Annotated in this window: 16 protein-coding genes; 14 read left to right on the forward strand and 2 right to left on the reverse strand. The window is 64.4% G+C overall.

Translation table 11 applies throughout. The annotated features are described in order from the left end of the window. Nucleotides 1-93 precede the first annotated feature (93 nt). Together ACVDHE_RS01470 and ACVDHE_RS01475 are read left to right on the forward strand one after the other, a co-directional pair. The gene (locus ACVDHE_RS01470) at nt 94-2,487 is read left to right on the forward strand and encodes a ribonucleoside triphosphate reductase (protein WP_213039127.1); all 2,394 of its coding nucleotides are present in this window, start codon (nt 94-96) and stop codon (nt 2,485-2,487) included. A gap of 66 nt (nt 2,488-2,553) precedes the next feature. Further along, nucleotides 2,554-3,462 (forward strand): NAD(P)/FAD-dependent oxidoreductase, encoded by a 909-nt coding sequence (locus ACVDHE_RS01475; RefSeq protein WP_458885380.1) that lies wholly within the window; start codon nt 2,554-2,556, stop codon nt 3,460-3,462. A 150-nt stretch (nt 3,463-3,612) separates the two neighbouring features. Here ACVDHE_RS01475 and tnpA read toward each other — a convergent pair whose 3' ends face one another. Together tnpA and ACVDHE_RS01485 are read right to left on the reverse strand one after the other, a co-directional pair. Then, entirely contained in the window at nt 3,613-4,092 is a 480-nt protein-coding gene (gene tnpA / locus ACVDHE_RS01480) for an IS200/IS605 family transposase (RefSeq protein ID WP_087270007.1), read from the reverse strand. A 225-nt stretch (nt 4,093-4,317) separates the two neighbouring features. Beyond that, nucleotides 4,318-5,364 (reverse strand): 2-hydroxyacid dehydrogenase, encoded by a 1,047-nt coding sequence (locus ACVDHE_RS01485; RefSeq protein ID WP_458885381.1) that lies wholly within the window; start codon nt 5,362-5,364, stop codon nt 4,318-4,320. 191 nt (nt 5,365-5,555) lie between these two features. On the opposite strand from ACVDHE_RS01485, the gene ACVDHE_RS01490 reads away from it, so the two are divergent. From ACVDHE_RS01490 to ACVDHE_RS01545, 12 genes are all read left to right on the forward strand, one after another. Next, the gene (locus ACVDHE_RS01490) at nt 5,556-6,281 is read left to right on the forward strand and encodes a GntR family transcriptional regulator (RefSeq protein WP_458885382.1); all 726 of its coding nucleotides are present in this window, start codon (nt 5,556-5,558) and stop codon (nt 6,279-6,281) included. 15 nt (nt 6,282-6,296) lie between these two features. Further along, the gene (purE, locus tag ACVDHE_RS01495; protein ID WP_418726201.1) at nt 6,297-6,794 is read left to right on the forward strand and encodes a 5-(carboxyamino)imidazole ribonucleotide mutase; all 498 of its coding nucleotides are present in this window, start codon (nt 6,297-6,299) and stop codon (nt 6,792-6,794) included. A gap of 49 nt (nt 6,795-6,843) precedes the next feature. Then, nucleotides 6,844-7,557 (forward strand): phosphoribosylaminoimidazolesuccinocarboxamide synthase, encoded by a 714-nt coding sequence (purC, locus tag ACVDHE_RS01500; RefSeq protein WP_458885383.1) that lies wholly within the window; start codon nt 6,844-6,846, stop codon nt 7,555-7,557. 3 nt (nt 7,558-7,560) lie between these two features. Next, nucleotides 7,561-8,982, forward strand: a complete 1,422-nt coding sequence (locus tag ACVDHE_RS01505) for an amidophosphoribosyltransferase (RefSeq protein ID WP_458885384.1) — start codon at nt 7,561-7,563, stop codon at nt 8,980-8,982. A 78-nt stretch (nt 8,983-9,060) separates the two neighbouring features. Further along, nucleotides 9,061-10,098 carry a phosphoribosylformylglycinamidine cyclo-ligase gene (gene purM / locus ACVDHE_RS01510; RefSeq protein ID WP_325227139.1) on the forward strand — a complete coding sequence of 346 codons (1,038 nt, stop codon included), beginning with the start codon at nt 9,061-9,063 and terminating at the stop codon, nt 10,096-10,098. Then, nucleotides 10,092-10,712: a phosphoribosylglycinamide formyltransferase gene (gene purN / locus ACVDHE_RS01515; protein ID WP_458885385.1), complete on the forward strand. Its 621-nt coding sequence runs from the start codon at nt 10,092-10,094 to the stop codon at nt 10,710-10,712. The genes purM and purN overlap by 7 nt, the downstream gene beginning before the upstream one ends. Then, entirely contained in the window at nt 10,709-11,887 is a 1,179-nt protein-coding gene (locus tag ACVDHE_RS01520) for a phosphoribosylaminoimidazolecarboxamide formyltransferase (protein WP_458885386.1), read from the forward strand. Before purN ends, ACVDHE_RS01520 begins: the two co-directional genes overlap by 4 nt. 329 nt (nt 11,888-12,216) lie before the next feature. Further along, the gene (gene purD / locus ACVDHE_RS01525; protein ID WP_458885387.1) at nt 12,217-13,494 is read left to right on the forward strand and encodes a phosphoribosylamine--glycine ligase; all 1,278 of its coding nucleotides are present in this window, start codon (nt 12,217-12,219) and stop codon (nt 13,492-13,494) included. 266 nt (nt 13,495-13,760) lie between these two features. Beyond that, nucleotides 13,761-17,456 (forward strand): phosphoribosylformylglycinamidine synthase, encoded by a 3,696-nt coding sequence (locus tag ACVDHE_RS01530; RefSeq protein WP_458885388.1) that lies wholly within the window; start codon nt 13,761-13,763, stop codon nt 17,454-17,456. Nucleotides 17,457-17,525: 69 nt separating this feature from the next. Next, nucleotides 17,526-19,037, forward strand: coding sequence for an IMP dehydrogenase (locus tag ACVDHE_RS01535; RefSeq protein ID WP_458885389.1), 1,512 nt, complete (start codon nt 17,526-17,528; stop codon nt 19,035-19,037). A 404-nt stretch (nt 19,038-19,441) separates the two neighbouring features. Further along, nucleotides 19,442-20,440: a ribokinase gene (locus ACVDHE_RS01540; protein WP_458885390.1), complete on the forward strand. Its 999-nt coding sequence runs from the start codon at nt 19,442-19,444 to the stop codon at nt 20,438-20,440. Nucleotides 20,441-20,737: 297 nt separating this feature from the next. Then, nucleotides 20,738-20,974, forward strand: a complete 237-nt coding sequence (locus ACVDHE_RS01545) for a helix-turn-helix domain-containing protein (RefSeq protein ID WP_458885391.1) — start codon at nt 20,738-20,740, stop codon at nt 20,972-20,974. The last annotated feature ends 5 nt before the right edge of the window (nt 20,975-20,979 follow it).

Genomic DNA, 20,979 nt, shown 5'->3' on the forward strand with positions numbered 1-20,979 from the left:
TCCATTGACTTTACCACAGCGTGTGGTACAATGGATTTCGCGGGGCGCACGGCTCCGCAGGTGTGTAATTCAAAGAGAAAGCAGGGGACCTTCATGTATCAAGTTGTGAAAAGAGACGGTCAGGTCGCGGAATTCAATCTCGCCAAGATCAGCGCGGCCATTACCAAGGCTTTTGAGGCCACTCATAAGGAATATAACCCGGACATCATCGACCTGCTGGCCCTCCGGGTGACTGCGGACTATCAGGACAAGATCCATGACGGCAAGGTCTCTGTGGAACAGATCCAGGACAGCGTGGAGGATGTGCTCAGCCAGGCCGGCTATGCCGATGTGGCCAAGGCCTACATCCTCTACCGCAAGCAGCGGGAGAAGATCCGCAACCTCAACTCCACCATGCTGGACTACAAGGAGCTGGTGGACAACTATGTGAAGATCAACGACTGGCGCGTGAAGGAGAACTCCACCGTCACCTACTCCGTGGGCGGCCTGATCCTCTCCAACTCCGGCGCCATCACCGCCAACTACTGGCTCAGCGAGATTTACGATGAGGAGATCGCCAGAGCCCACAAGGACGGCGATATCCACCTCCACGACCTCTCCATGCTCACCGGCTACTGCGCCGGCTGGAGCCTCAAGCAGCTGATCCAGCAGGGCCTGGGCATCCCCGGCAAGATCAACTCCACCCCTGCCAGCCACCTGTCCACCCTGTGCAACCAGATGGTGAACTTCTTAGGGATCATGCAGAACGAGTGGGCCGGCGCCCAGGCGTTCAGCTCCTTTGACACGTACCTTGCTCCCTTCGTCAAGGTGGACAACCTCTCCCAGAAGGAAGTCAAGCAGTGCATCCAGTCCTTCGTCTTCGGCGTGAACACCCCCTCCCGCTGGGGCACCCAGGCGCCCTTCTCCAACATCACCCTGGACTGGACCGTCCCCAAGGATCTGGAGAACCTGCCGGCCATCGTGGGCGGCAAGGAGCAGGACTTCACCTACGGTGACTGCAAAAAAGAGATGGACATGGTCAACAAGGCCTTCATCGAGATCATGACCGAGGGCGACGCCGATGGCCGGGGCTTCCAGTATCCCATCCCCACCTACTCCATCACCAAGGACTTCGACTGGTCCGACACTGAAAATAACCGGCTCCTCTTTGAGATGACCGCCAAGTACGGCACCCCCTACTTCTCCAACTACATCAACTCCGACATGGAGCCCTCCGACGTGCGCAGCATGTGCTGCCGCCTGCGGCTGGACCTGCGGGAGCTGCGCAAGAAGTCCGGCGGCTACTTCGGCTCCGGCGAGTCCACCGGCTCCGTGGGCGTGGTCACCATCAACCTGCCCCGGATCGCGTACCTGTCCCAGACTCCCGAGGAGTTCTATGAGCGCCTGGACCACATCATGGACGTGGCGGCCCGGAGCCTCAAGACCAAGCGCACTGTCATCACCCGCCTGATGGAGGCGGGCCTGTATCCCTACACCAAATATTATCTGGGCACCTTTGATAACCACTTCTCCACCATCGGCCTGATCGGTATGAACGAGGTGGGCCTCAACGCCAAGTGGCTGCGCAAGGACCTGACCCACCCCGAGACCCAGGCCTTTGCCAAGGACGTGCTCAACCACATGCGCGAGCGCCTGAGCGACTACCAGGAGATGTACGGCGACCTCTATAACCTGGAGGCCACCCCCGCGGAATCCACCACCTACCGTCTGGCCAAGCACGACGTGGAGAAGTACCCCGACATCATCACCGCCGCCAAGAACCCCGGCGACACGCCGTACTACACCAACAGCTCTCACCTGCCCGTGGGCTACACCACCGACATCTTTGACGCCCTGGCCATTCAGGACGAGCTGCAGACCCTCTACACCTCCGGCACCGTGTTCCACGCCTTCCTGGGCGAGAAGCTGCCGGACTGGAAGGCGGCCGCCAATCTGGTCCGCAAGATCGCGGAGAACTTCAAGCTGCCCTACTACACCATGTCCCCCACCTACTCCATCTGCCAGGACCACGGCTACATCTCCGGCGAGCACTTCACCTGCCCGAAATGCGGCAAGGCCACCGAGGTCTGGAGCCGAATCACCGGCTACTACCGCCCCGTCCAGAACTGGAACGACGGCAAGGTCCAGGAGTTCAAGGACCGCAGGGAGTATGAAGTGGAGAACTCCCGTCTGGAGGGCCGCCGCCTGTGCGACCGGGAGAGCGCCGGCGCCGCCGAGACCGCGCCCGCCGTATCCGCCTCTGTCCCCGGCGCTGAGGACGAGCTGTTCCTCTTCACCACCAAGACCTGCCCCAACTGCAAGATCGCCAAGAGCGAGCTGGAGAAGGCGGGCCTGCGCTACCAGGTGATGGACGTCAGCGAGCACATGGACCTGGTGAGCCGGTACGGCATCCAGCAGGCCCCCACCCTGATCGTCCGCCACGGCGATCAGGTGGAGAAGCTGGTGAACGCCTCCGTCATCAAGAAGTTTGCCGCCACCCACGCGTAAGCACAAAATCCAAAAGGAGGGACCCCCGGTCCCTCCTTTTTCATTCTTCTCTATCAGGTGATCTGTATGAACGAACACTTCGACATCGTCATCGTGGGCGGCGGCCCCGCCGGGCTCACCGCCGCCATCTACGCCCGCCGGGCGGGCAAGTCCGTGCTGGTGCTGGAAAAGGAGGCCTTCGGCGGGCAGATCGCCTCCTCTCCCCGGGTGGACAACTTCCCCGGCTGCTACGGTGTCTCCGGCGCGGAACTGGCGGAGCGGCTCTTCTCCCAGGCGGAGGCCCTGGGGGCCCGGATGGAGCTGGAGGAGGTCCTCTCCATCCGGACCGGCGCGCCCCACTCCGTCACCACCGACTACGGCGCCTATACCGCCTCCGCCCTGGTTTTGGCCACCGGCATGAAGCACCGAACATTGGGCCTGCCCGGGGAGGAGACCTTAGGCGGCGTGTCCTACTGCGCCGTGTGCGACGGGGCGTTTTTCACCGGGAAGGACGTGGCCGTGGCCGGCGGCGGCAACACCGCCCTCCAGGACGCCCTGTTCCTTTCGGACCTGTGCCGCCACGTGACGGTGGTCCACCGGCGGGACGCCTTCCGGGGCGATCCCATCCTGGCGGAGGCCCTGGCCAAGCGGGCCAATGTGACGCTGCGGATGAACACGGTCATCACCGCCCTGCGGGGCGAAACGGCCCTGACGGGCCTGGCCCTCCGGGATACGGCCACCGGCGCGGAGTCGGAGCTGGCGGTGGACGGGCTGTTCCAGGCCGTGGGCCAGCAGCCCCAGACGGCCCTGGCCGCGGCACTGGGTCTCACGGGGGCCGACGGCTTCCTGCCCGCCGGGGAGGACTGCCGCACCGCCGCCCCCGGCGTGTTCGTGGCCGGGGACTGCCGGGCCAAGGCCATCCGGCAGCTGACCACCGCCTGCGCCGACGGCGCCGTGGCGGCCCTGGCCGCCTGCGCCTGGTGCGAGGGACGCTGAGCAAGCAAAATTTTTCAGTCAAAACCTCCGGCTAAGCCGGAGGCTTGAGTAGGCCCTAAAAGGGCCTGATACGGACGAAGCCCCTTAAGGGGCCCCGAAAGGTTTGCCGACTGCATTTCTTTCTCGGGCTTACCCCTTAAGGGGTTCTTTTTACGCCTTCTTGTTCTCGCGACCCGTAAACGGGTCCACAAACTCTTTCAGTCCTATCTGGTCTGCGATTTGATCTGATGCCAGTTGGTTTCGGATATACTCTGCTATCTGCTTTTTATTCCGCCCCACTGTATCCACATAATACCCTCTGGCCCAAAAGTGCCGATTTCCGTACTTATATTTCAGATTTGCATGCCGATCAAATATCATCAGACTACTTTTTCCTTTCAAGTACCCCATAATCTGTGATACACTGTACTTGGGCGGGATACTTATCAGCATGTGTATATGGTCTGGGCACGCTCTGGCTTCTATGATTTCTACACCTTTTTGCTGACACAGTTTTCTCAATATCACTCCTATATCCTGTTTTATCTGTCCATATATCTCCATCCTTCGATATTTGGGCGCAAATACGATGTGATATTGACATCTCCAACTTGTATGCTCTAAACTACTTATGTCTTTGTCTTTCACGATGAAGACCTCCCTGTTATCGTAGTTGTGTGGTCGGCAAACCACTTCTACCTCATCAGGGAGTTTTTTCTTTTTCTACTCTTCTCCTCGCTTTAAGCTATTTTTTACCCCCGGCTTAGCCGGGGGTTGCCTTTGGTACCACCAAAAACAAGCGGAGGATCGGCCATATGGCCGATCCTCCGCCTTTTTTCTTTCCCGGGAAATGACACCGCGCCGGCACCCGCTCCCTCAGTTGACGATGTTGTCCGGCTTCTCCCCGGCTGCCACCCGCTCCGCGTTGCGCCACATGTGCAGGTGGCTGCGGCGGAACGCCCCCTCGGTGATGCCGCCCAGATGGGGCGAGAGCACCACCCGGTCCCGGAGCTCAGGGGGCAGGTCCACCAGGGGGTGGTCCGCCGGCACCGGCTCCGGCGCCAGGGTGTCCAGGCCCGCCCCGGCGACGCGGCCCTCCTCCAACGCCCGGCGCAGGGCCAGATTGTCCACCAGGTCTCCCCGGCCGGTGTTGATGAGATACGCCGTGGGCTTCATGCGCGCCAGGAAGGCCTCGTCCACCATGTTCCGGGTCTGATCCGTCACGGCGCAGTGGAGGCTCACGATGTCGCAGCGCTCCGCCAGCTCCTCCAGAGGCAGGTAGGTGACACCCCAGCGGGCCTCTTCCTCCGGCGCGCGGCGGTGGGGTGTATAGTAGCAGATCTCGCAGCCGAAGGCCGCCAGCCGCGCCGCCGTGGCCTTGGCAATGTCTCCAAAGCCCACCAGGCCCACCCGGCAGGCCCCCAGCTCCGTGATGCCCTCCACCATGGAGCGCTCCTTCATCTCCATCTGGCGGCCCTGGCGGACCATCCGGTCCCCCTCCAGAGCATGGCGCAGCAGCATCAGCATCAGCAAAACGGTCTGCTCCGCCACGGCAGCAGCATTGCAGCCCTTGTTGTTGCACACGTCGATGCCCCGGGCCCGGGCGGCAGCCAGGTCGATCCTGTCAAAAGCCACGCCCTCGGAGTGGATCAGCCGCAGGCGGGGCATCCGCTCCATGAGAGCGCCGCTCACCGGCGTGATGGCGTCCACGAACAGCGCCTCCGCGTCCGGTGCGGCGGCGAGGATCTGCTCCTCGGTGCTGTCCTTGTCCAGATACACCGGCTCCTGGGCCCTGGCAAAGGGCAGGTCCGGCAGATACCGGCGGTAACGGGCTTCCGCGCCTAAAATCACGATCTTCATCGGCGTCTCCTCCTTGTTCTGTTCCGTCTCCGGCGCCGCCGGGGCGGTATTTTTTCTTATCATACCACAAATTCTTTTTCTGCGGAGATTTTTTCCGGTCCATTCAAAACACAGTTCCAGGCTCTACAAGTCCCGGCGGAAAAGGCGGCGGCGAACTTGTCCATTTTGTCTATTGCGGCAAGGCTGCAAATTCGGTACAATAAGGTACGACCTTTAATAGTACTACCTTTTCATACTGAAATTGAGGTGAGCTTATGAGTACGCAGCCGTCCCAGTCCAAGACCATCCGGCTCCAGCTGCTCTCCGCCATGAAGGAGGGCGCCTACGCCAACAGCGAACGCCTGCCCCGCGAGAGCGTCCTGGCGGAAAAGCTGGGCATCAGCCGTACCCAGCTGCGGGACATTCTGGCCTCCCTGGAGCGGGAGGGCTTCATCACCCGCCGCCACGGCGTGGGCACCATCATCAACCGCCATGTGCTGGATGCCACCGCCCGCATGGACATCGAGGTGGAGTTCCTGGACATGATCCGCCAGAGCGGCTACCGGGCGGAGGTGGCCTTCGTGCGGGTGTCCGAAGGCACCGCCGACGCCAAGATCGCCCGGCAGCTGGCCATTGAAGAGGGAGCGCCCGTGATCCGCGTGGCCCGCCTGTGCACCGCCGACGGCCGCCCCGCCATCTACTGCGAGGACGTGGTGGACAAGTCCCTGGTGCGGGACAATTACACCATCCAGGACCTGAAACTGCCCATCTTCCACTTCTTGCAGCGCTTCTGCGGCATCTACCCCTATCTGGACCTGACGGACCTGAAGCCCATCACGGCGGACGCCACCCTGGCGGAGACTTTGCAGATCAGCGTCGGCGCACCGGTTCTGTATATGGACGAGGTGGACTTCGACATCGACGGCAAGCCGGTGTTCTGCTCCCAGGAGTATTTCGCCGACGGCTTCTTCCGTCACACGGTCCTGCGCAAAAAGCTGTAAGGAGGGTCCCGTCACATGAAAAAAGTTGCCGTTATCATGGGCTCCGACTCCGACTGGCCCGTCGTCAAGGGCGCCTGCGCCCAGCTGGAGTCCCTTGGCATCCCCTTTGAGGCCCATATCCTCAGCGCCCACCGCACCCCCGGCCAGGCGGCACTGTTCGCCAAAAATGCCCGGGCGGAGGGCTTTGGCGCCGTCATCTGCGCCGCCGGCATGGCGGCCCATTTGGCCGGCGCCTTTGCCGCCAACACCACCCTGCCGGTCATCGGCATCCCCATGAAGGGCGGGGCCATGGACGGCCTGGACGCCCTGCTGGCCACGGTCCAGATGCCCAGCGGCATCCCCGTGGCCACCGTGGCGCTGAACGGCGCCAAAAACGCTGCCGTCCTGGCCGCCCAGATCCTGGCGGTAGAGGACGCCGCCCTGGCGGAACGGCTGGAGGCGGAGCGCGCCGCCATGGCCCGCCAGATCGCGGAGAAGGAAGCCCGGCTCCAGGAGGAGCTGGAGCGGAAATAAGAGATGGTCAAACACGATTTATTATATATCAAACAGGAGGACTACCACCATGCAGAAGTTAGAGCAGGTCTATGAGGGCAAGGCCAAAAAGGTGTTCCGCACCGACGATCCCGAGCTGTTCATCGTGTCCTACAAGGACGACGCCACCGCGTTCAACGGCCTGAAAAAGGGCACCATCGCCGGTAAGGGCGCCATCAACAACCGCATGACCAACAACCTCATGCGCCGTCTGGAGGCCCAGGGCGTCCCCACCCACTTCGTGGAGGAGCTCAGCGACCGGGAGACTCTGGTGAAGAAGGTCTCCATCGTCCCCCTGGAGGTCATCATCCGCAACATCTCCGCCGGCTCCTTCGCCAAACGGTACGGCGTGGAGGAGGGCATCGTATTCGAGGCGCCCACCATCGAGTTCTCCTACAAGAACGACGACCTGGGCGATCCCCTGCTCAACGAATACCACGCCCTGGCGCTGAAGCTGGCCACGAAAGAGGAGATCGACCTCATCAAGAAATACGCCTTCGTTGTCAACGACCTGCTCAAGGACTTCATGAAGGAGATCGGCATTGATCTGGTGGACTTCAAGCTGGAATTCGGCAAGACCGCCGACGGGACCATCGTCCTGGCCGACGAGATCAGCCCCGACACCTGCCGCCTGTGGGACGAAAAGACCCACGAGAAGCTGGACAAGGACCGTTTCCGCCGGGATCTGGGCGGCGCCGAGGAGGCCTATGAGGAGGTCATGCGCCGCCTCATGGGGGACAAGTAATCCATGGGCGGCTTTTTTGGCGCGATCTCCAGGCGGGACTGCGTGCTGGACGTGTTCTTCGGCACGGACTACCACTCCCACCTGGGCACCCGCCGGGGCGGCATGGCCATCTACGACCCGGCCGCCGGCTTCCAGCGGCAGATCCACAACATCGAGAACACCCCCTTCCGCACCAAATTCGAGGCGGACCTGACGGAGTTCCTCGGGTGCAGCGGCATCGGCTGCATCTCCGACACGGACCCCCAGCCCCTGCTGGTGCGGTCTCACCTGGGCCTGTACGCCATCACCACCGTGGGCATCATCAACAATGCGGACGCCCTGGTGGAAAAGTACTTCTCCCACCACGGCCACCAGTTCATGGCGCAGAGCAACGGCAAGGTCAATGAGTCGGAGCTGATCGCCGCCCTCATCAACCAGGCGGACTCCCTGGTGGACGGCATCCGCCACGCCCAGGATCTCATCGACGGCTCCGCCACCATTTTGCTGCTGACACCGGACGGCATCATCGCCGCCCGGGACAAGCTGGGTCGCCTGCCAGTGCTGATCGGCCGGAACGAGGACGGCTGCTGCGTCTCCTTCGAGTCCTTCGCCTACCAGAAGCTGGGCTATCAGACCACCTATGAGCTGGGCCCCCGGGAGATTGTGAAGATCACTGCCGACGGCTGCGAGTCCTTGTCCCCCGCCGGGGAGCAGATGCGGATCTGCGCCTTCCTCTGGACCTACTACGGCTACCCCAACTCCAACTACGAGGGCGTCAACGTGGAGGTCATGCGCTACCGCAACGGCGAGATCATGGCCCGGGACGAGGTGGCCCGGGGGATGCTGCCCAAGGTGGACTACGTGGCCGGCGTGCCGGACTCCGGCGTGCCCCACGCCATCGGCTTCGCCAACCGCAGCGGCAAGCCCTTTGCCCGGCCCTTCGTCAAATACACCCCCACCTGGCCCCGGTCCTTCATGCCCACCAGCCAGGACGTGCGCAACCAGGTGGCCAAGATGAAGCAGATCCCCGTCCCCGAGCTGATCGAGGGTAAGAAGCTGCTGTTCGTGGACGACTCCATCGTCCGGGGCACCCAGCTGCGGGAGACGGTGGAATTTCTCTACGCCAGCGGCGCGGCGGAGGTCCATATGCGCTCCGCCTGCCCGCCCATCATGTACGGCTGCAAGTACCTGAACTTCTCCCGCAGCAACTCCGACATGGACCTGCTGTCCCGCCGCACCATTCAGGAGCTGGAGGGCGACGAGGGCCAGCAGCACCTGGAGGAGTATGCCGACGCCTCCACCGAGCGGGGCCAGTGCCTGCTGAAAACCATCTGCCGGCAGCTGGGCTTCGACTCTCTGGGCTATCAGTCCCTGGAGGGGCTGCTGGAGGCCATCGGCATCGACCGGGACAAGATCTGTACCTACTGCTGGACCGGCAGGGAATAACGGCCGAGGCAGTTTTTCCAAAATTTTAAAATTCCCGGCACCTGATTTCTAATACCCACTCATTTGGAGGTTGAAGAGATGGAAAACTCCCACTCCGCGTCCTACGCCGCCGCCGGCGTGAACATCGAGGCCGGCTACGAGGGCGTGCGGCTGATGAAGGCCCATGTGGACCGCACGGTGATCCCCGGCGTGGTCTCCGGCATTGGGGGCTTCGGCGGGCTGTTCGCCCCGGATCTTGCCGGCATGGCGGAGCCGGTGCTGGTCTCCGGCACCGACGGCGTGGGCACCAAGCAGCGCATTGCCCAGCTGATGGACAAGCACGACACCGTGGGCATCGACTGCGTGGCCATGTGCGTCAACGACATCGTCTGCTGCGGCGCAAAGCCGCTGTTTTTCCTGGACTACATCGCCATCGGAAAAAATGAGCCGGAGAAGGTAGCGTCCCTGGTCTCCGGCGTGGCGGAGGGCTGCGTCCAGGCGGGCTGCGCCCTGATCGGCGGCGAGACCGCCGAGCACCCCGGCGTCATGGCCGCCGACGACTACGACCTGGCGGGCTTCTCCGTCGGCATCGTGGACAAGGCCAAGATCGTCGACCACAGCGCCATGAAGCCCGGCGACGTGATTTTGGCCCTGCCCTCCTCCGGCCTCCACTCCAACGGCTACTCCCTGGTGCGGAAGGTCTTTGACGTGGAGCACACCGACCTGGGCGCCTACTGCGGCGAGCTGGGGACGACCCTGGGCGAGGCCCTGCTGACCCCCACCCGCATCTATGTCAAACCCGTGCTGGCGGCTCTCGCCGCGGCGGAGATCCACGGCATCAGCCACATCACCGGCGGCGGCTTCTACGAGAACATCCCCCGCTGCCTGCCCGACGGGCTCACCGCCAGGATCGAAAAGGCCGCCCTGCGGATCCCCCCCATCTTCCCCATGCTCCAGCGGATGGGGGATATCCCGGAGCGGGATCTGTTCAACACCTTCAACTGCGGCGTGGGCATGGTGGTCATCGCCTCCGCCGCCAGCGCCGACAAGGCCCTCTCCGCCCTGCGTGAGGGAGGCTGTGACGCCTATCCCATCGGCGAGATCGTCCCGGGAGAGGATCGGGTGGTTTTATGTTAACTCGCGCCCGCATTGCCGTGCTGGTCTCCGGCGGCGGCACCAATCTGGAGGCCCTGCTGCGGTCCCAGGAGGGCGGCAGCCTGTCCCACGGGGAGATCGTTCTGGTCTGCTCCAGCCAGCCCGGCGCCTACGCCCTGACCCGGGCCGCCAACCACGGCGTGCCCCGGGCAGTGGTCGCCCGCAGCGGCAAGAGCCAGGAGGCCTTCGAGGCGGAGCTCCAGGAGCAGTTGACCCGTTGTCAGGCCGATTTGATCGTTTTAGCGGGCTTTATGTCCATTTTATCGGCAGATTTTGTCCGCCGCTGGCCGGACCGGATCGTCAACGTCCACCCCTCTCTGATCCCGTCCTTCTGCGGCAAGGGCTATTACGGCCTGCGGGTCCACGAGGCGGCCCTGGCCCGGGGGGTGAAGATCACCGGCGCCACGGTCCACCTGGTCAACGAGATCCCCGACGGCGGCCGCATTCTGCTGCAAAAGGCCGTGGAGATCCTGCCGGAGGACACGGCCGCCACCTTGCAGCGCCGGGTGATGGAGCAGGCGGAATGGGTCCTGCTGCCCCAGGCGGTTGAAACGTTATGTAAACAAATTTCCGAGGAGGGAGCATTCCGCTCATGAAAGAACTGGAACTGAAATACGGCTGCAATCCCAATCAAAAGCCCTCCCGCATCTTCATGCGGGAGGGCACGGACCTGCCCCTCACCGTGCTGAACGGCAAGCCGGGCTACATCAATTTTCTGGACGCGCTGAACTCCTGGCAGCTGGTGCGGGAGCTGAAGGCCGCCACGGGCCTGCCCGCCGCCGCCAGCTTCAAGCACGTCTCCCCCGCCGGGGCCGCCGTGGGCGCGCCCCTGACCGAGACGGACCGGAAGATCTACTTTGTAGACCCCGGCGCGGACCTCAGCCCCATCGCCTGCGCCTACATCCGGGCCCGGGGCGCCGACCGGCTGTGCTCCTACGGCGACTGGGCGGCCCTTTCCGATGTCTGCGACGCCGCCACCGCCCGGTACTTAAAGTACGAGGTGTCCGACGGCATCATCGCCCCCGGCTACACCGACGAGGCCCTGGAGATCCTGAAAACCAAGAAAAAGGGCAACTACAACGTGGTGCAAATCGACCCGGACTACGTGCCCGCGCCCCAGGAGTACAAGGACGTGTTCGGCGTCACCTTCCAGCAGGGCCGCAACAACTTTAAAATCGACGAGGAATTGCTGGACAACATCGTAACGGTCAACAAGGACCTGCCCCAGCAGGCCAAGATCGATATGATCGTGGCCCTCATCACCCTCAAGTACACCCAGTCCAACTCCGTGTGCTACGTGAAGGACGGCCAGGCCATCGGCGTGGGCGCCGGCCAGCAGAGCCGCATCCACTGCACCCGCCTGGCCGGCTCCAAGGCAGACAACTGGTGGCTGCGCCAGCACCCCAAGGTACTTGGATTGCAGTTCGTGGAGGGCATCCGCCGCCCGGACCGGGACAACGCCATCGACATCTACACCTCCGACGAGTACGAGGACATCCTGGCCGAGGGCGTGTGGCAGCAGACCTTTGCCGTGAAGCCGGAGGCGCTGACGGCGGAGGAGAAAAAGGCCTGGATCGCCCGGCTCACCGGCGTCACCTGCGGGTCCGACGCCTTCTTCCCCTTCGGGGACAATGTGGAGCGGGCCCGGAAGTCCGGCGTGCAGTACATCGCCGAGCCAGGCGGCTCCATCCGGGACGACCACGTAATCGAGACGGCCGACAAGTACGGCATGGTCATGTGCTTTACGGGGATGCGGCTGTTCCACCATTGAGATAGAGGGGGAGCTGGCTGACACCGTTGCGGCATTGCGATTCCCGGCCCTATTGGGGCCGCCAATCGCGCCGCTGCCTCGAAAGCAGCTCGCTTAATCCGCCTCAGGAGGCGCTTTGCTGCTTTCCCCTCTATCTCCCCCACCACCAGTGACATCGGTCACTGGTGAGCGCCGCCCAAGGCGGCTGGGTCAAAGTATTTTCGCCACGTACACGCCGCGGCGAAAATGATTGCCAAATGAATTTGCCTTCGGCAAATTTTTTCGGTAGCCCAACGTTTTTCCCGGCCTTGCCAGGGGCCAGGTCGCAGGATAAGAGGAGGATAATATTTATGAATCTTCTGGTGGTCGGCGGCGGGGGCCGCGAGCACGCTATGATCAAAAAGCTCCGGGAGAACCCGGAGGTGGAGACCATTTACGCCCTGCCGGGCAACGGCGGCATCGCCGCCGACGCCGTGTGCGTGCCGGAGATCGGCGCCAAGGACATCGGCGCCATCGTGGACTTCGCCGTCTCCCACGGCGTGGACTTCGCCGTGGTGGCGCCGGATGACCCCCTGGCCCTGGGCTGCGTGGACCGGCTCCACGAGGCCGGCATCCCCTGCTTCGGCCCCGACGCCAAGGCCGCCCGGATCGAGGCCAGCAAGGTCTTTTCCAAGAACCTCATGAAACAGTACGGCATCCCCACCGCCGATTACCGGGTCTTTGACGACCCGGCCAAGGCCCTGGCATACCTGCGCGGGGCCGACTTCCCCATCGTCATCAAGGCCGACGGCCTGGCCCTGGGCAAGGGGGTGCTGATCCCCCAGAACCTCTCTGAGGCGGAGGACGCCGTGAAGTCCATTATGGAGGACAAGGTGTTCGGCGCCTCCGGCAACGAGATCGTCGTGGAGGAGTTCCTCACCGGACCGGAAGTCAGCGTCCTGGCCTTCACCGACGGCACCGCCATCGTGCCCATGGTCTCCTCCATGGACCACAAGCGGGCCGGAGAGGGCGACACCGGCCTCAACACCGGCGGCATGGGCACCATCGCCCCCAACCCCTGCTACACGCCGGAGACGGCGAAGATCTGCATGGAGACCATCTTCCTTCCCACCCTGGCCGCCATGCGGGCCGAGGGCTGCCCCTTCAAGGGCTGCCTCTACTTCGGCCTGATGCTGACCCCCAAGGGGCCCAAAGTCATCGAGTACAACTGCCGCTTCGGCGACCCGGAGACCCAGGTGGTGCTGCCCCTGCTGAAAACCGACCTGCTGACCGTCATGCGGGCCGTGGAGAGTGAGACGCTGGGCCAGCTCACCGTGGAGTGGCGCAGCGGCGCCGCCGCCTGCGTGATCCTGGCCTCCGGCGGCTATCCCGGCCACTATGAGAAGGGCAAGGCCATCACCCTGCCGGACACTCTGCCGGAGAATGTCACCGTCTACCACGCTGGAGACGCTCTGACGGCGGAGGGCGCGCTGGTCACCTCCGGCGGCCGGGTGCTGGGCGTCACCGCTACGGCGGACACGCTGGAGGAGGCCCTTCGGGACGCCTATGCCGCCGCCGGCACCATCGATTTTGAGGGCAAGTACCTGCGCCGGGACATCGGCCGCCGGGCCCTGTCCCTCCAATCCTGACCACCGGGCCCGCCGCTGGGCGGCGGGCCTCAGAGTGGCGAAAAACCTTTTCGCCACTCTGAGCAAGTTTTTTGAACCTCTAAGAGCGTTCAAAAAACTTATGATTGAAAACGAAAGGAACCCTTCCTGGGTTCCTCTCGTAACTCTCTTCCTTCCCGTCGCACAAGTTTTTTCCCCTTTCCCAACAAGTTCAGGCCCGCCGCTGGGCGGCGGGCTTCTTTCCGCTGAAAAATACGCGCCTGCGGGCGCTTGGAGGTTTTGCCATCATGGTACGACGCATTTATGTGGAGAAAAAGCCCCCCCTGCGGCAGGAGGCCTCGGAGCTGCTGCGGGAGCTGCAGACGCTGCTGGGCATCACCGCCCTGACGGGTCTGCGCCTGCTCAACCGCTACGACGTGGAGGGTCTGGACGAGGCCGCCTTCCGCCGGGCGGTGAACACCGTGTTCTCCGAGCCCCAGGTGGACGACGCCACCGCCTCCCTCCCCGCCGGGGACTTCACCGCCTTTGCCGTGGAGTACCTGCCGGGCCAGTTCGACCAGCGGGCGGACTCCGCCGAAGCCTGCATCCAGCTGATGACCCAGGGCGAGCGGCCCCGGCTCCGCAGCGCCAAGGTGTATCTGCTCTCCGGCCAGCTCTCCCCCGCCGACGTGGAGAAGATCAAATCCTATGTCATCAACCCCGTGGAGGCCCGGGAGGCGGGCTTGGAGAGCGTGGACTCCCTGGCCATGGAGGTGAACCAGCCCGCGCCGCCCATGGTGCTGGAGGGCTTCACCGCCATGGACGACCGCGCTCTGGAGGGGCTGATCGCCTCCCTGGGCCTGGCCATGGACCTGGGGGACCTCCAGTGCTGCCGGGATTACTTTGCCCGGGAGCACCGGGACCCCACCATCACGGAGATCCGCATTCTGGACACCTACTGGTCCGACCACTGCCGCCACACCACCTTCGGCACGGTGCTGACGGACATCGCCTTTGACGATCCCCGGGCCAAGGCCGCCTACGACCGCTACCTCTCCGTCCGGGAGGCCACTCACGCCGGAGAAAAGCCCGTGACCCTCATGGACATGGGCACCCGCGGCGCCAAGTATCTCAAGCAGCAGGGGCTGCTGCCCGATCTGGACGAGTCCGAGGAGATCAATGCCTGCACGGTGAAGATCGACGTGGACGAGGACGGCGTAAAGAAGCCCTGGCTGCTCCTCTTTAAGAACGAGACCCACAACCACCCCACGGAGATCGAGCCCTTCGGCGGCGCCGCCACCTGCATCGGCGGCGCCATCCGGGACCCCCTGGCGGGCCGAGGCTATGTGTACCAGGCCATGCGTGTCACCGGCGCGGCGGACCCCCGGACCCCCATCGCCGACACCATTCCGGGAAAGCTGCCCCAGCGCAAGATCGTCCAGTCCGCCGCCAACGGATACAGCTCCTACGGCAACCAGATCGGCCTGGCCACGGGGCTGGTGGATGAGATCTACCACAAGGGCTACGCCGCCAAGCGATTGGAGATCGGCGCCGTGGTGGGCGCGGTGCCCGCCGGCAGCGTCCGGCGGGAGGTGCCCCAGCCCGGCGACGTGGTGATTTTGCTGGGCGGCCGCACCGGCCGGGACGGCATCGGCGGCGCCACCGGCTCCTCCAAGAGCCACGACAGCAAGTCCGTCGCCACCTGCTCCGCCGAGGTGCAAAAGGGCAACGCCCCGGAGGAGCGTAAGCTCCAGCGCCTCTTCCGCCACAGCGAGGCCGTGCGGCTCATCAAGCGCTGCAACGACTTTGGCGCCGGCGGCGTATCCGTGGCCGTGGGCGAGCTGGCGGACTCCCTGGACATCGACCTCTCCGCCGTGCCCAAGAAGTACGAGGGCCTGGACGCCACGGAGCTTGCCATCTCCGAGTCCCAGGAGCGCATGGCCGTGGTGGTGGAGGCGAAGGACGCCCCCCGCTTCATGGAGATCGCCGGGGAGGAGAATCTGGAGTCCACCGTCGTGGCCACCGTCACCGACACTGGCCGCATGGTCATGCGCTGGAACGGCCAAACCGTGGCGGACCTGAGCCGGGCCTTCCTGGACACCAACGGCGCCGCAAAGCACGCCGCCGCCCGGGTGGAGGCCCCGCAGGCCCCCAAGTCTATCCCCGTCACCAACTTCCACGACACCCTCAAAGCCTTTGCCGCGGACCTGAACGTCTGCTCCCGGCAGGGGCTGTGCGAGCGGTTTGACTCCACCATCGGCGCCGGCTCCGTACTGATGCCCTTCGGCGGCAAGTTCCAGAAGACCCCCGCCCAGGCCATGGCGGCCAAGCTGCCGGTGCTGGGCCACGAGACCACCACCTGCTCCATCATGGCCTGGGGCGGCGATCCACACGTGATGGACGATTCCCCCTACCGGGGCGCCTATCTGGCCGTGGCGGAGTCCGTGGCCAAGGTCATCGCCGCCGGCGGCGACCGGAGGAAGTGCTGGCTCTCTTTCCAGGAGTACTTTGAGAAGCTGGGCACCGCCCCGGAGCGCTGGGGCAAGCCCGTGGCCGCCCTGCTGGGCGCCCTGTCCGCCCAGCTGGACCTCCAGTGCGCCGCCATCGGCGGCAAGGACTCCATGTCCGGGTCCTTCAATGACCTGGACGTGCCCCCCACCCTGGTGTCCTTCGCCGTGTCCGTGGGCCGGACGGACCGGATTCTCTCCAACGAGTTCAAGGGCTCCGGCCACAAGGTCTATCTGCTCTCTCCCAAGACGGAGGCCGACGGGGCGCTGGATCCCGAGAGCCTGTGCGCCGTGCTGGATACCGCCCAGCGCCTCATCGCCTCCGGCAAGGTCCTCAGCGCCGGCGTCACAGGCTTCGGCGGCATCGCCGTGTCGGTGATGAAGAGCTGCCTGGGCAACGGCCTGGGCTTCTCCTTCACCGACGCCTTCCTGCCCGCGGACCTCTTCGCTCGCCGCCCGGCGGCCATGCTGCTGGAGGCCGCGGAGGACCTGGACGACGGCATCTGCGTCGGCGTCACCAACGGCAGCGGCTGCATCTGCTGCGAGTGCGAGTCCGTGACCTTGGGTGAGCTGACCGGACCCTACGACGAGACCCTGGAGGACGTGTTCCCCATGACCGCCGATCAGGGCAGCGAAGCTGTGCCGGTGCTGGAGGCCCCTGCCTTCACCCGCGCTGCCCCCAAGGCGGGCTGCGCCGCGCCGAAGGTGCTGATCCCCGTGTTCCCGGGCACCAACTGCGAGTACGACAGCGCCTGGGCCGTGGAGCGGGCGGGCCTGGTGCCGGAGATCCTGGTGCTGAACAACCGCTCCGCCGCCGACGTGGCGGCCTCCGCCAGACGCTTTGCCGCGGCGGCCCGGGAAAGCCAGGTCATCTTCATCCCCGGCGGCTTCTCCGGCGGCGACGAGCCCGACGGCTCCGGCAAGTTCATCACCGCCTTCTTCCGCAACGGCGAGGTCTCCGACGCGGTCATGGACCTGCTGAAGAACCGGGACGGCCTCATGCTTGGCATCTGCAACGGCTTCCAGGCCCTCATCAAGCTGGGCCTGGTGCCCTACGGCGAGATCCGGGACATGGACGACTCCTGCCCCACCCTGACCTACAACGTCATCGGCCGCCACCAGTCCCGGATCGTCCGGACCCGGGTGGCCTCCAACCGCTCCCCCTGGCTGAGCCGGGTACACGTGGGCGACGTGGTCAGCGTGCCCATCTCCCACGGCGAGGGCCGCTTCCTGTGCCGTCCGGAGCTGCTGGCGCAGCTGGCGGAAAACGGCCAGATCGCCACCCAGTACGTGGACCTCACCGGCGCGCCCACCATGGACGTGGCCTTCAACCCCAATGGCTCCGTCTGGGCCGTGGAGGGCATCACCTCCCCTGACGGCCGGGTGCTGGGCAAGATGGGCCACTCCGAGCGGATCGGCCCGGGCCTCTATCAGAACGTGCCCGGCCGGTACGATCTGGAGCTCTTTGCCTCCGCCAGAGATTATTTCACACTTTGACCCTTGCTTTTCTCCACGGTTGTGGTATCCTAATGCAAATCCACAAATCTAAAGAAACGAGGTGGCCCCATGGCTTACTTTTTCCCCGAACCCTCCCGCACGTTCAGCGAGTACCTGCTGGTGCCCGGCTACTCCTCCTCCGAGTGCATCCCCGCCAATGTCTCCCTCAAGACGCCGGTGGTGAAGTACCGCAGGGGCGAGGAGCCCTCCCTCACCATGAACGTCCCCATGGTCTCCGCCGTCATGCAGGCGGTCTCCGGCGAGCGCATGGGCATCGCCCTGGCCAAGGAGGGCGGCATCGCCTTCATCTACGTCTCCCAGCCCATCGCGGAGCAGGCGGAGATGGTGCGCAGGGTGAAAAACTACAAAGCCGGCTTCGTCACCAGCGACTCCAATCTGCGCCTGGAGGACACCCTGGCCGACGTGCTGGCGCTGAAAGAGCGCACCGGCCACTCCACTATGGCCGTCACCGACGACGGCACCGGCACCGGCAGGCTGCTGGGCCTGGTCACCAGCCGGGACTACCGGGTCAGCCGCATGGACCCCGCCACGCCGGTGAAGGACTTCATGACCCCGGCGGAAAAGGTCATCTCCGCCGTGGAGGGCACCAGCCTGAAAACCGCCAACGACATCATCTGGGACCACAAGCTCAACGCCCTGCCCATCCTGACCGAGGACGGCCGCCTGGTGAGCTTTGTGTTCCGCAAGGACTACGACTCCCACAAGGACAACCCCCTGGAGCTGCTGGACGGCCAGAAGCGCTATGTGGTGGGCGCCGGCATCAACACCCGGGACTATGAAGAGCGGGTCCCCGCCCTGGTGGACGCCGGGGTGGACGTGCTGGTGATCGACTCCTCCGAGGGCTACTCCGAGTGGCAGGCCCGGACCCTCAAGTGGATCCGGGGCCGCTACGGTGACACCGTGAAGGTGGGCGCCGGCAACGTGGTGGACGGCGAGGGCTTCCGCTTCCTGGCGGACGCCGGGGCCGACTTCGTGAAGATCGGCATCGGCGGCGGCTCCATCTGCATCACCCGGGAGACCAAGGGCATCGGCCGCGGCCAGGCCACGGCGGTCATCGACGTGGCGGCGGAGCGGGACCGGTACTTCGAGGAGACCGGCGTCTATGTGCCCATCTGCGCCGACGGCGGCATCGTCCAGGACTACCACATCACCCTGGCCCTGGCTATGGGCGCGGACTTCTGCATGCTGGGCCGGTACTTCTCCCGCTTCGACGAGTCCCCCACCAGCAAGGTCCTCATCGGCGGAAGCTATATGAAGGAGTACTGGGGCGAGGGCAGCGCCCGGGCCCGGAACTGGCAGCGCTACGATCTGGGCGGCGCCGCCAAGCTGAGCTTCGAGGAGGGCGTGGACTCCTACGTGCCCTACGCCGGCGCCCTGGCCGACGGCATGGCAACCACCTTGTCCAAGATCCGCTCCACCATGTGCAACTGCGGCGCCCTGACCATTCCGGAGCTGCGGGCCAAGGCCAAGCTGACCCTGGTCTCCTCCGTCTCCATCGTGGAGGGCGGCGCCCACGACGTGCTATTGAAGGACACCACCAATTCCGGTAACCGCAGCTGATCCGCTGTCTGGCAGCGACGCCGCCCTCCCCGCGCCCTTTGGCGCGTCCAAGCGGCCCGCCAAGAGCGGGCCCTTGAACCGGGCGGGCTCCGCCTGCCCGGTTGTGTCTGATGCGGGGTCCCCGCGGGACCTGTCCCGTGGGGTGCGGCGGCGCCCGCGACGTGCTGCTGAAGGACACCACCAACTCCGGTAACCGCAGCTGAGTATTCGCTTTGATAGAAAGCATCCCCCGTCCTTTACGGGCGGGGGATGCTTCTGCCGATAAACAGATCTTTTTAATTTACACTTTTTGACTTTCCGGACAGCTTAATCGTTTTTCTGTTAAGATACCACAAAAGGCTTGCATTTTTCCCTCAAAGACGTATAATAATAGGAAAACGATTACCTCACAGGAGTTCAATGCCATGCAAAGAAAACCTCGTATCTTAGTCGTGGGCAGTTTTGTGATGGATGTGATCGCCACCACTGAACGGGTGCCCGCGTCCGGTCAGACGGTCTACGGAAAATCCTTCCACACCGCTCCCGGCGGCAAAGGCGCCAATCAGGCGCTCCAGTGCGCCCGTCTGGGGGCGCAGGTCACCATGATGGGCTGTGTGGGCGACGACCTCTTCGGCCGCCAGCTGCTGGAGATCCCCCGCCAGGCAGGAGTGGATGTGAGCCGTGTGGTGGTCCGTCCGGGCATCAGCTCCGGTGTGGGCCATGTGACGCTGGAGGTGACGGAGCACACCGCCCAGAACCGCATTGTGGTGATTCCCGGTGCCAACCGGACGCTGACGGTGGAGGAGGTGTCCTGGCTGCGGCAGGAGATGTCCTCTTTTGATATGGTGCTGCTGCAGCTGGAAGTCCCCATCGAGGTCAATCTGGCCGTGGCCGGCTGGGCCCGGGAGGCCGGCGTGCCGGTGATGCTGAATCCGGCACCCGCCACCGATCTGGACGACCGTCTTTTGAAGCTGGTCACCTATCTGACGCCCAATGAGCAGGAGGCCTCGGCGGAAACCGGCCTGCCCCTGCGGATGGACCAGCGGGGCATTCAGCGGGATGATCTGAAGAAGATCGCCGCAGCCCTGGCGGCCAAGGGCGTGGAGCACGTCATCATCACCTTGGGGGCCAATGGCTCCGCTGTGGTTTTGGGAGACGGCATCCAGTACATCCCTGCTGTACATATGGACCATGTGGCAGACCCCACCGCCGCCGGTGACTCCTTCGTGGGCGCCCTATGCGTCGGGTTGACCATTGGCCTTCCCCAGACGGAGGCCCTGGCCTTTGCCAGCCACACCGCCGCCATCACGGTCTCCCGGATGGGCGCCATGCCCTCCCTTCCCACATTGGACGAAGTGGCGCAGCTGCTGCGCCAGCGGGCGTATCAGGGCTTTGATCTGTCCGTATTGGACGCCCTGCGTTGATTCTTTTGCCGCGCCGCCTCTTTTGGGAGGCGGCGCGCTTTCCTTTCTCCGGAGAATGTGATAAAATAAACCAAATGACGGCCCTGACGGGCCGCAGTGCAAGCGTGTCTCGCCATACAACTGGGCGAATATTTTTCCGGCACTGGAGCAGTGCACATCCCGCTGCTCTTTGACAGAAAACGATTCCGCCCCGGAGGACACCGGCGCTTCGTTCTGATCCGGCGATTGGAAGCATTGGTAGGACACCCTGTCCAGAGCAATGTCTGCCATCAAAGTTCACAGCAGGAGGGATCCGCAATGCTGCGGGAACATCTGGCCATCAATCTCAAGCAGCTCCGACGGGAGCGGGGCTGGACTCAGGAGACTGCTGCGGAGCGGTGTGGCATCAGTCCCCGGTACTGGGGCAAGCTGGAACTGGGAAAGGCCACAGCCTCTCTGGATACCCTGGACAAGATCGCCGCGGGACTTGAGCTGGAACCGGCGACGCTGCTGCGCGGACCGGAGCGGGGAGCTGGTTCGGATGCGGAAATATGAATAAC

The organism is Dysosmobacter sp. Phy, from assembly GCF_054476235.1.